This window comes from Rhizobium sp. PEPV16 (assembly GCF_008919455.1).
GTDB classification, from domain to species: domain Bacteria; phylum Pseudomonadota; class Alphaproteobacteria; order Rhizobiales; family Rhizobiaceae; genus Rhizobium; species Rhizobium leguminosarum_Q.
In genome coordinates, this window is sequence record NZ_VSZV01000175.1 from 1 (window position 1) to 10,188 (window position 10,188).

Consider the following 10,188-nt stretch of genomic DNA (forward strand, 5'->3'; position numbering starts at 1 on the left):
GTCTTTTCGCCCGGCCGCTGGAAAAGATCGGCCCGGGTATAGGCGGCCAGGGATTCATATGTTTCGAAATAGCCATGGGCGCCGTAACCGCGCGCATGGACGACCCGCTCGGGGATGCGCTCGTGATCGAAATGAAAGATCTTCTCGCGAAAATGGAAATCATCGATGAGGGCAGGGCCGCGGGCACCGAGACGAAGCGTATTCTGATCGTCTGAGACGGGTCCGCCCTGAGCTGTGGTCAGCACCGGCTTGCCGTCTTCGGCAAACTGATGAAGCTCGCCGCCTGCACCCCGGTGCAGTTTTTGATCATGGATCGTTGCGTTGTCCGAGGGCGAGGTTTGGGAGGTCTTCTTGGCCATCTACATTCTCCGGAAAAGGTTTGACCTAACCGAAGCTCCCCAACGGCGACATGTTCCGCCCGATGCGAAATAAACCGCCATGGGGAAAAAGCCTTGCAGCGCACGATCATCCAACCGCAGCAGAGCCTGGGATGGCCCCGCATTATTGGGGCGCGGGCCTTTCGACCCCGCGCCCCCATTTCCGTCGATCCTGGGCCCGGGGCCTTAAATCCGAGGCGTGACGAGAAGGTCTTCCTCTTCGTCGCGTTGCGACCCGCCAAAGGCTGCGGCGGCAGCAGCGATGAAAGCCCCGATCAGAAGTGACAACGCGCCGAGCAATGCCGTGGTGGAGGCAGCCTTGCGTGCCTCATCGGCGGCTTTCTGGGCGGCGACCTTGGCGTCGTCGATGCGCTTCAGCACGGTGTCGACGCGGGTGCGCGCATCGGCTTCGGAAAGACCGGTGCGAGCAGAGACGATGGTGGCAAGATAGGCCTTGTCGTCATCCGGGATCTGGCCCTCAGCGGCGCCGTTGAGGAGGATGCGGGATACCTCCGCCGTTGCCGCGGCGTCATTCGAGGTTGCAGCCGCGCGAGCCTGATCAGGACGCAGCAACGCGTCGGTAAAATAGGCAGTGGGCAGATCCATCGGCGACGCTGTCGACGATGCTGCTGCCGTGCCGGCGGCAGTGGCGGTCGAACCCACAGCTTGCGCGGCGGAGCCCACGGCCTGTGCGCCTGCACCGGCAAGCGAAGTCAGCGACGACGCCAGAAACCCGGCGACGAAGATTGTCGCCAGCGCCCAGCTGATGAAGCCATGCGCCGTATCGCGGAAGAACACCTCATCGGTGTGGACGGCCGCCCACTTCGTGCGCAGGCGGCCGGTGATGTAGCCTCCGAGCCCGGAGGACAGCCATTGGACGACAACCAGCCAGATCGCCGCCGTCACCCCGACCGTACCGAGCGAACTGCTTTGCCCCGACCAGGGCGATACCATCGTCAACCCGACCCCGGATCCAAGCAGCAAAAGAATGAGGGTCACTCCGATGGCAGCGGCGGCGCCTCCGAAGATAGGCCCCCATGTCATGGCGGATTTGGAGGATTCGACCGGAGTAGCAATCTCCCCGGAACCTGTCACTGAAACCGACATGATCTGTTCCTATCGCATAAACAGAGCAAGAAGGATGATGATCGGCAGTGGAACACCAAGCAGCCAAAGAAGAATACCGCGACCCATGAAAGACCTCCTGTCAGAAACTGACGTTACGTGGTTGGTGCCACTCAACTTTGAACCGCGGTCTTTGTTCCCGGTCGACTTGGTCATCGACGATCTTCATGCGGAGCTGATCGAGATTGATAAGAATCTTGTGCGTTCGGCGCTGACGTCCGGCGAAGAGAGCGCCATATCTTGAGGGACAAGGCGAACTTGGCAGGAGAGAGCAGAAGCTCTCGTCACCCGGTCACAGCCTAAACTGGAGAAGCATCGATGAAGAGATTTCGGGCATTTGTAGCAGCCGGAGCAATCAGTCTTGCCGCCATGACCTCGGCCTGCTCGACGCCGCCGAATTCATATGGCTCGGCATCGGGATATCAGCCGGGAGATTCGATGAACCCGGCCTGCGCCGATGGCTTCCGCCCCCGCGAGGGCCGTTCGTGCAGCTATTAAAGGTGGCCGTCTCTTTGCCCGTATAGGAAGCGGGGTCGTGAGGAGCGTCAGGCGGGCGCTCCATAAGCGGTCATTTCCGTTTGATCACAGCCCCGACGGCAGCGCCGATCGCGACACCGATCGCGGTGTCATCGAACAGCATCGGGCCGACTGCAGCGCCTATTCCGATTCCATCGCCATACCTAGAGCCATGGCCGTGACGTTATCCAGGTGCTGTGGCGATAGTATGTGTTTCGCTGCATGACCGCGAGCTGCGCGTGGTCCGTGCGAGGCAAGCTGATGGTTGAGCTGAACAGAAAAGCGTCTATTGAAAATTCAAGATATTTTTTGAAAATTGGCCAAGACCGTCCGGCAGCGCGCCAGCCGGTTCTATTGATTGCCAATCCATCATTACCGTTTTTTCCGGAGGTCACCTGGCAAAGCGTCAATAAGTTGATGCACTTTTCCGGTGGCGAATACGATGTCCTCGCGCGGCAGATGGACCGTTATCTCAATCTCTTCCCACCTGCCGCCATGGTCTTTTGCGAACCTGACGGCGGCTTCCAAAGAGGTGAATTGCACGGCCGGTGCGTTGGCGGTCCAGAACTGCACGCTGCAGTTCGCCGCACTGTAATCTAAAAATGCTTTTTCGGGATCGAGAGCCATGGTGTTTGCTGTACACCGCCAGCGGTTGGTTGGCCAGCGAATGCCTACCCGTCGTAGATGCTGCCAGCCGTTCATCGGAGGTTAATCCTCATTAAACCAGAATCGCAGCCCGAAAGGATGCGCCGATGAAGATGCTTTTTTCCGCACTTGCAGCCATGATCTTGTCTGCATCTTTCGCCCTGCCGCTGAACGCCGCGCCGATCATCGTGCCGAATGCAGTACATATGCACAACCCCGACGTCGAGCAAGTCAAACACCGTCGCCACGGTAATGGACACGCGTATGGCCACCGGAAGAAACACCGGTACGCTTACCGCGACTGTCGGTATTACGGCTCGTGCTCTCGTCCGCGGTACTATGGCAGTCGCGACTATTACGGCTATCGCGACTATCAACCCTATCGTCGTCGGTCGGGTGTGACCGTGTATTTCGATTTTTAGCCGGCAGTAGCGGCAGAACGGTCTGGGAGAACAAGAAAGGGTCGGGCGAATGCTCGCGCCGACCCTTCTTGATTGCGTCAGCACGGTGCCAGTACATCCGTGGTCACCGGCAAAAGCCATCTGATAGATTGAATTTATGCGCCTCGTGAATTTTCGCAAGGATTAGGGGGTGCTGATTTAGGGCTAGGTGAGGGAGGCGCAATAAGCACGGTGCGACGAGAAGTACGACACGCGCTCTGAGGGCGATAGTTGCTTGGCCGACCCGTCCAGTCGATCATCGGGGCGACCGCAGAACCTTAGTGTCATATTTTTCCTATATCGACTGCTTTCTCAAATGTGGTTCGATGCACCAACGGGAATGTTCCGCCGACCGCTTCGGTCCCGTCCTTACCCAAAAAAACGAAACGCTGACGTCCGCTGCCATCAGTTTTGATCGCGTATGCTTTGCGATCCGGGCGCATTTCAAAAGCGGGAGGGAAAGTGGGAAGAAAGCGCCTGCATTCGGAGTTATCAACGAAACAGGCGCTTAACTTGAAAACTGGCTCCCCGGGCCGGATAATTTTTAGCGTCCAGAGCGCTCCATAGTGACAACACATCGATATTTAACATATTGATTTCACTACGAAGACTTGTCCATTTCATCCAAGACGCTTATTTATAGCGCAATACCTGAAAGCGGGGAAAAAGTGGGGAAGACCTATGGGGAGCCATACTCGAAACGCGCTCACAGTTAAATCTATCGCGGCCAGCAAGGCGGCCAAGTTGCGCGACGGCGGCGGCCTCTGGCTCGTCACCAAGGGCGGCGGTCGGTACTGGATCTTCAGCTACACGTTCGCCGGGCTGCGGCGCGAAATGGGCATTGGCCCACTTCATACAGTCGGGCTCGCTGACGCGCGCCAGGCGGCAGAAGATGCAAGGGCGTTGGTGCGTCGTGGTCTTGACCCAATAGTGGCTCGCCGTGATGAGCAAGCGGACACGCCCAATCTGATTACATTTGGAGCCTATGCCGACTCGTTCGTGGATGCCGCCGTGAAGGCTGGCCGATGGCGTGGGGCCAAAACTGAGGCCCGATGGCGCAACCTGTTCGAGAACCACGCCAAGCCGATCCGCGCTAAGACCATCGCGAGCATCAAGACGAAAGATGTGATTTCTGTTCTTAACCCGATCTGGGGCGAGCGGCAGGAAACCGCGGAAAAGCTTCGTGAGGCGATTGAGCGCGTGCTGGATGCAGCCAAGGTCGAAGGACACCGCGCCGGCGAGAACCCGGCAAGCTGGAAGGGCAACCTCGAGCATGCAATGCACAAACCCAATCAGCTCACTGCCACTGCTCATCATGCTGCGATGCCGCATGCGGACTTGCCCGCGTTTATGAGAAAGCTCGCGGAGATAGGTGGAGTGGGGGCGAGGGCGCTAGAGCTATGCATCCTGACAGCCTGCCGATCTGGTGAGGTTCGCGGCGCTGTTTGGAGTGAGATAGATTTTCGGGATAAGGTTTGGATCATCCCGGCCGAGCGCACTAAGCCAGGCAAAGAGCATCGAGTTCCATTGTCGCCGCAGGCTGCTTCTTTACTCCTCAAAATGAGGGATCAAGCCGTCAACGATTTCGTGTTTCCGGGCGTGCGCGATAAAAAGTCGCTTTCCGATATGAGCTTGGCGAAGGCGCTCACATCGGCTGGAGGTGGAGCATTCACGGTTCACGGCATGAGGTCGGCGTTCCGGGATTGGGCGACCGAGGTTGCCCACGCCCCTCGCGAGATCGCAGAGGCGGCGTTGGCCCACGCGGTCGGTGACACTGTTGAGCGCTCCTATGCTCGATCAGATGCGCTTGAGCGCCGACGGAAGCTGATGCGGGAATGGGCGGCTTATGTTTACAAGTTCAAACTCGATGGAGACATGAAGGCTACAATTTCAGACAGATAAACAAGGTCTTAAGGCCGTAGTTCGTTAACTTTCCCCCGTATAACATGAGGGCCGCGATGCGCTTCACTCACATTGCCCAAAGCAGCCCAACTGGCTGTGGCATTGCATGCCTCGCCATGATCACAAGTCGAAGCTTGGATGAGGCGGCCTCCGCTCTCTTCGATGAGGCAAAACCTCAAGACCAGCGTACCCAGTGGTCGCACATGAGGCGTGGCCTCGAAAGGCTTGGGGTCGAGTGCCGCGGACGGCCGAAACGGGTGTCTAGTTGGGATAGCATTGATGGTGTCGCATTAGTTGCAGTAAGTCGCGTAGGTGAAAAATGGCACTGGGTTCTATTCGATGCTTTTGATGGTTTGATTTATGATCCAATGAAAAGTTCTCCGACGCCACAAAAGAGGTCGCGGAGGAAGCTGGTTTCTTTCCTGCCGCTCAGGATCGCACGTTAGGATCCATTGTGACGGCACAGCACATCTATAAACCATGTAGTTTTACAAAACGCGTCAAGAAATTTATTGCAACCTGCAATCAATATCCATTTTGACTTTTTTGTAAGTTTACACCAAATTTAGCATAGTCATTGAAGCCAATTGAGCTTCTCGCCGCCCAGCGCTTCGGCGCACCGAATGCACATAAACCCGGCTGCTGCCGGCTCTCATTTCAAAATTGATCAACCTGTTTAACGCTCGGATTCCGTCCGGCGAGAAGGAGCTCTATGCAAGCGCATAACGACAATACACCCACGCTGGTCAGCCTGAATGACGCCTGCCGACTGACGTCCATGAGCCGAACTATGCTTAATCGTTATCGGCAAGAGGGCCGTTTCCCAAAAGCCGTGGATCTGGGCGACAGGCGCATCGCCTTCGTGCGTTCGGAAGTCACCGCATGGATACATGCGAAGATCGCGGCGAGGGCGGCAGCATGAAGATCACCATTAAAAGCGAAGATCATCCCAACGGCCTAGACGTCGATTGGCCGGCCGTGCCGGGCACAGGCGATTGGGTGTCATTCCACTATCGCGGCGGCACGAACCATCTCCAAGTGAAGCGGGTCGAGTATGACGCGGATGCAGATGGAAACCTGTCAGGCGTGACCGTTCACCTGACCTACTAGCACCCACAAGGAACACCATGATCGAGATATTAGAGGTCCGCCCACCCTGGCGGCCCGCCGACGTATGCGTTTTTGACGCGCAAATAGGCCCGAACCTGCGGCTCTACAATCTAGCCATGAGGCGGTTGCCAAATGGCTTCTCCCGCATCCTGGCGCCGAACGCTTACGGGAAGCATTCCGCAACTTTTGCGCCGCCGCTCGCGGCTGAAATCTTGAAGGCCCTTGAGGCCGCAATGGGAGGCGGACAAGCCTATGACAGCAACCGCGCCGCAGCTTGAAACAAACCTTGACGAACTTAGGGCCATGTACAGCCCGCGAGAACCCCCGGCCTCAGACTGCCGCCAGGCATTGATTTTCGGAATTTACGATCGCCTTTATGACCACGGCCATTGCAGCGTTGACGTGGTCCTGGCGCCCGCCGATGAGGCTGGAAAGCCGGACTGGGAAAATACTGGGCCAGCCAATGTTTCCAGCTTGCCAAACGACGAGTGGCCGGCAGATGAGCACACCGAAAAGCGCGCCTGTGTCATCGTAAGTAACATTGATGGCTGCGACCGTGACTCGACAGTCATTGTGACACTTCATCACGAGACCGGCATCCCTGGCATGTTCCAGATCCACGGGCCGGAGATTGACCGCGTCGTTGCTGATAGCATTATCGGTCGCGATCTCGGTAACAGGCCGCCTCCGAAGGAACCGACCGAGCTACAAAAGTCGATGGTGAAGCTTCGCGAGGAGCTATTCCCTCCGCCGGCGGCCGTGCCACTGGCCGCCAACGACAACGCGCCACAGCAGACGCCAGCCGTAGCGCCCACCTCGCTTCCCGTTGTCTGCCCAGCCGAGTGGCACGGCAAGCCCATACCGGCCCGTGAATGGTATCTGCAAGACCTCGTTCCCAGCCGCCAGGTCACGATCGTCTCGGGTGACGGCGGCGTCGGCAAATCTTTGCTCACCCTACAGATTGCTGCCGCCGGCGCGCTTGGCGTCGAGACTATGGGGATGCGTCCGTCTGCTGGCCGCGTAGTCTATCTCGGCGCCGAAGACGAAGCAGAAGAATTCCACCGTCGCCTCGACGATATCGTAACGGCTCACGGGAAGTCGCTGAGCGACCTTTCAGATTTCCGGCTCGTGCCGTTGGCCGATATGGACGCACTCCTTTCCGTCCCTGATCGTCGCGGCAATATGCAGCCTACCGAACTCTACGTCGACCTCGTGAAGATGGTGAGCGACTTCCTACCGGAACTGATCATTCTCGACACCGCAGCCGACCTCTTCGGCGGTGATGAAATCAAGCGCGGTCAGGTCCGGCAGTTTATCGGCATGCTGCGGAAAGTGGCCATTCGGCTTAACTGCGCGGTCGTGCTGCTGACGCATCCATCCGTCTCAGGGATGCAGTCTGGCACCGGATCTTCAGGCAGCACGGCATGGAACAACTCGGTTCGATCGAGGCTCTATATGACGCGCCCGGAAGGAAAGGATGCGGATCAAGACCTGCGGTTTCTAACGACGAAGAAATCGAACTATGGTTCCACCGGCGGAGAGATGAAGCTGCGTTGGAAGGACGGTGTCTTTGTGCTCGACGATGGCAAGCCATCTCCTGGCTCTGCTTTGATGAATGTCCGCGCCGAACGCATCTTCCGCGACGTGCTGTCGGCCATTAACAGGTCTGGCGCGCGTGTCGCCAAGACCAAGGGATTGAACTATGCACCAAAGGTCATGGCCGAGCGTCCAGATGTCGAGGGGCTTTCAGTGAAGATGCTGGAGGCGGCAATGCAGCGTTTGATTGCTGCCGGCGAGCTCCGCGTTGTGATGGAAGGGCCGCCCTCGAAGCCGAGACAACGGCTCATCCTGGCGGCGGAATGCTTCGGGGCGGAGTAACAATCTTTCAGGGTGAAAGATTTCCACCCTACGTTCCACCCCCCTACCACCCCTGTTCCACCCCCTGTTCCTTCCACCCCCTATAACCCCCATAGGGGTGGAACACCCCTGGTAGGGTGGAAGCCCTACCGGTTGTTCGCACTCGCTAATTGATGTCAATCGGCGCACAAGCAAGCGTCGGCCAATGAGATCTAGCCCCACACTCTCTAACGGCCTGCCTCTGTGGCGGCCAGATCAAGCCATCCGCCAATATTTCTGTGCCCGTTCTGGCTCCAATCATACTCTCTGGTTACTTCGGCAAGCCGAACTGGGTGGTTCGGGGTCGGCGGCTTCATGTATCTTGGAACCGAAACAGCAGTTGTGTAATCTTGGTACCATTCCCAAACCCACGCGCCATTTACGAACTTCCGTTCCACCAAATAGTAATTACCGCTCACGTGGGCGGCGAGGCCCAAAATCCCACATGGGTTGTATCCTCGCTCGTCTGGTCTTACGCGCTGGTGGTGATTGATACTATTGATGTGGACGGCCATGAGCCCCCTGCCGTCCACAACGCTGCGGGCGATCTCGTACTTTACCCATCGACGTTGCCACGTTTCGGTACCAATCAGGACACATACACACGACGTATTTTCAACGCCTTCCCTAATCATACGTTTGAGCGCCTCGTCTCCCTCCAGCTTCTTTTTCTCCCAAAGGCTGGCGTCATAATAGCCTTCGATGTCGCGCCCTGGTGCGCCTGCTGTCGTGGCGAACTCTCCGCTCTTTCGAACGACGTTAACTCGCATGATATCGGCGTAATGAAATGAGAAGAATGTCCTTCTCTTCTTCTGCTGCGGAATCGAGGGGAAACTTCCTAGGAGGCTGGTCACGGTTTACCGCTCTTAAGCCAAAAGATCACAGCCACGCCAAAAAGTAAGGACCCGTAGAATCCAAGGATAGTCCAGGTGAAGACGGCTCTAATTAGTGGATGCCTATCAAATTGGGTGGATTTCAAATCAAGATCAAAAGTAGGTTGGCTGTTCCAATCTTCTAATCGGACGTGATTATACAGGGAACGGAAGGCTCTCTCTAACCGCAAATAGCGCGCATCTAGATAGGCGAACGCCACCACCGGCAAAACTGCCGCTGGGATGATATTCACGTTATTTGCTGTTAGGGCGAACCCGATTATCGCAGTGACGAGAGTGACGCAGTAATTTTTGAAATTCGTGCTATGATTAGATAGCCGCGAGACTACACCTTGCACCATTTCAAGGTGTTTGATCCGCATCTCTGCAAAGTCATCGCTCCCGACCATGACCCCAATACTACCGATGCTCAGTAAATCGACAATCGCGTTAGCATGATTTCCACTGATAATTGCGTCATCGGAGGGCACGCGTGCGCAGCATGACCGTATGCCACGCGCATTCAGGTCACCAAGGGTTGAGTACGGACTGACATGCCGCCCCGTGCCGTAGGTATGAGACGCTAAGAAAATATACGTCGTAGTGGCACTTTTTGCTACCGCCATGGGGAATAGAGTGAAGGGGTACGGTACAGCGCACCCAAAGCAATAAATCTAGCGGCATAGGTCCACAAAGTGCGAAGTTGTCACCTGTATAGGTGAAGGGTGACCGACCCTCACGCGCACTCAAGTCGCCAGGGGTTGAGAGGTTTTTTTCCAACCATCCGATTTTCGTGCGTAGTTGCTGCGTACTATTATGAGAAGAACCTGACTTTCTCCGATTTGGGAGAGAGTAAGGTGGAAGATAAGTTTCAGCCGCTCCTCACCGGGCGGCTTTTTATTGCCGGAGTCGCGGATGTACCGACACGGTGATGCCATCCGCAGCCTGACGCTGCGTTGATCGAGCCGCGGCTCGCCTTCTCCTCGGGGCTGAGCCGCGGCTTTCGTTTTGCCTATCGCCGGTTTCGGCAATCATCAAAGGACAAACATTATGAACTCCGCATGCATCACGCAGGCGGCCTTCAGCGTGTCCGACGTTTCCGAAATCATAGAAGTCTCGGAAGACGCGCTGCGCGGCTGGCTTGCCAGGAATGTCACCAGTTACTGCGGACAGAAGGCAGGACATCGCCTTTGGTTCACCGGACGTGACATCTATTTTTTCTCGATCCTTCGCGACCTCGCCGCTTTCGGCGTTTCGATCCGCATCGCAATGTACACGGCCGAACGACTGGTCGATGAAGCCGGC

13 protein-coding genes are annotated in these 10,188 nt (G+C 56.9%); 8 read left to right on the forward strand and 5 right to left on the reverse strand.

Annotated elements, in window-relative coordinates; translation table 11 throughout:
* The coding region (locus FY112_RS04115) for a catalase (RefSeq protein WP_151517769.1) at positions 1-359 on the reverse strand (359 nt) is incomplete at its 3' end.
* Between the two features lie 204 nt (positions 360-563).
* Positions 564-1,484, reverse strand: a complete 921-nt coding sequence (locus FY112_RS04120) for a hypothetical protein (protein ID WP_151517770.1) — start codon at positions 1,482-1,484, stop codon at positions 564-566.
* 85 nt (positions 1,485-1,569) lie between these two features.
* On the opposite strand from FY112_RS04120, the gene FY112_RS36590 reads away from it, so the two are divergent.
* Positions 1,570-1,746 (forward strand): hypothetical protein, encoded by a 177-nt coding sequence (locus tag FY112_RS36590; RefSeq protein ID WP_165504102.1) that lies wholly within the window; start codon positions 1,570-1,572, stop codon positions 1,744-1,746.
* A gap of 74 nt (positions 1,747-1,820) precedes the next feature.
* Positions 1,821-2,000, forward strand: coding sequence for a hypothetical protein (locus FY112_RS37400; RefSeq protein ID WP_027666057.1), 180 nt, complete (start codon positions 1,821-1,823; stop codon positions 1,998-2,000).
* A gap of 390 nt (positions 2,001-2,390) precedes the next feature.
* On the opposite strand, the gene FY112_RS38550 is transcribed toward FY112_RS37400, so the two are convergent.
* Complete coding sequence (locus FY112_RS38550) at positions 2,391-2,645, reverse strand: hypothetical protein (protein WP_131629511.1); 255 nt, start codon at positions 2,643-2,645, stop codon at positions 2,391-2,393.
* Positions 2,646-2,770: 125 nt separating this feature from the next.
* Between FY112_RS38550 and FY112_RS04135 the strand changes: the two genes are divergently transcribed.
* The 5 genes from FY112_RS04135 to FY112_RS04160 all read left to right on the forward strand — a co-directional run bounded on the left by FY112_RS04135 (position 2,771) and on the right by FY112_RS04160 (position 7,993).
* Positions 2,771-3,085 carry a hypothetical protein gene (locus FY112_RS04135; RefSeq protein ID WP_131629436.1) on the forward strand — a complete coding sequence of 105 codons (315 nt, stop codon included), beginning with the start codon at positions 2,771-2,773 and terminating at the stop codon, positions 3,083-3,085.
* A 699-nt stretch (positions 3,086-3,784) separates the two neighbouring features.
* A complete protein-coding gene (locus FY112_RS04140) occupies positions 3,785-5,005 on the forward strand; it encodes a site-specific integrase (protein ID WP_151517771.1) in 1,221 nt (406 codons plus the stop codon).
* Between the two features lie 790 nt (positions 5,006-5,795).
* Entirely contained in the window at positions 5,796-5,927 is a 132-nt protein-coding gene (locus FY112_RS37405; RefSeq protein WP_246700602.1) for an AlpA family phage regulatory protein, read from the forward strand.
* Positions 5,888-6,115, forward strand: a complete 228-nt coding sequence (locus tag FY112_RS04155; RefSeq protein WP_181018152.1) for a hypothetical protein — start codon at positions 5,888-5,890, stop codon at positions 6,113-6,115. Before FY112_RS37405 ends, FY112_RS04155 begins: the two co-directional genes overlap by 40 nt.
* 252 nt (positions 6,116-6,367) lie before the next feature.
* The gene (locus FY112_RS04160) at positions 6,368-7,993 is read left to right on the forward strand and encodes an AAA family ATPase (protein WP_151517775.1); all 1,626 of its coding nucleotides are present in this window, start codon (positions 6,368-6,370) and stop codon (positions 7,991-7,993) included.
* A 206-nt stretch (positions 7,994-8,199) separates the two neighbouring features.
* On the opposite strand, the gene FY112_RS04165 is transcribed toward FY112_RS04160, so the two are convergent.
* Positions 8,200-8,865, reverse strand: coding sequence for a TIR domain-containing protein (locus FY112_RS04165; protein WP_246700601.1), 666 nt, complete (start codon positions 8,863-8,865; stop codon positions 8,200-8,202).
* A complete protein-coding gene (locus tag FY112_RS04170) occupies positions 8,862-9,374 on the reverse strand; it encodes a hypothetical protein (RefSeq protein WP_151517776.1) in 513 nt (170 codons plus the stop codon). Before FY112_RS04170 ends, FY112_RS04165 begins: the two co-directional genes overlap by 4 nt.
* A gap of 559 nt (positions 9,375-9,933) precedes the next feature.
* Between FY112_RS04170 and FY112_RS04175 the strand changes: the two genes are divergently transcribed.
* A partial coding sequence (locus FY112_RS04175; RefSeq protein ID WP_151517777.1) for a hypothetical protein occupies positions 9,934-10,188 on the forward strand: 255 nt, incomplete at its 3' end.

Coding starts and splice junctions, on each gene's coding strand:
- FY112_RS04120 (WP_151517770.1), bottom strand. CDS start 1,484: ATGTCGGTTTCAGTGACAGGTTCCGGGGAGATTGCTACTCCGGTCGAA.
- FY112_RS36590 (WP_165504102.1), top strand. CDS start 1,570: ATGAAAGACCTCCTGTCAGAAACTGACGTTACGTGGTTGGTGCCACTC.
- FY112_RS37400 (WP_027666057.1), top strand. CDS start 1,821: ATGAAGAGATTTCGGGCATTTGTAGCAGCCGGAGCAATCAGTCTTGCC.
- FY112_RS38550 (WP_131629511.1), bottom strand. CDS start 2,645: ATGGCTCTCGATCCCGAAAAAGCATTTTTAGATTACAGTGCGGCGAAC.
- FY112_RS04135 (WP_131629436.1), top strand. CDS start 2,771: ATGAAGATGCTTTTTTCCGCACTTGCAGCCATGATCTTGTCTGCATCT.
- FY112_RS04140 (WP_151517771.1), top strand. CDS start 3,785: ATGGGGAGCCATACTCGAAACGCGCTCACAGTTAAATCTATCGCGGCC.
- FY112_RS37405 (WP_246700602.1), top strand. CDS start 5,796: ATGCTTAATCGTTATCGGCAAGAGGGCCGTTTCCCAAAAGCCGTGGAT.
- FY112_RS04155 (WP_181018152.1), top strand. CDS start 5,888: ATGGATACATGCGAAGATCGCGGCGAGGGCGGCAGCATGAAGATCACC.
- FY112_RS04160 (WP_151517775.1), top strand. CDS start 6,368: ATGACAGCAACCGCGCCGCAGCTTGAAACAAACCTTGACGAACTTAGG.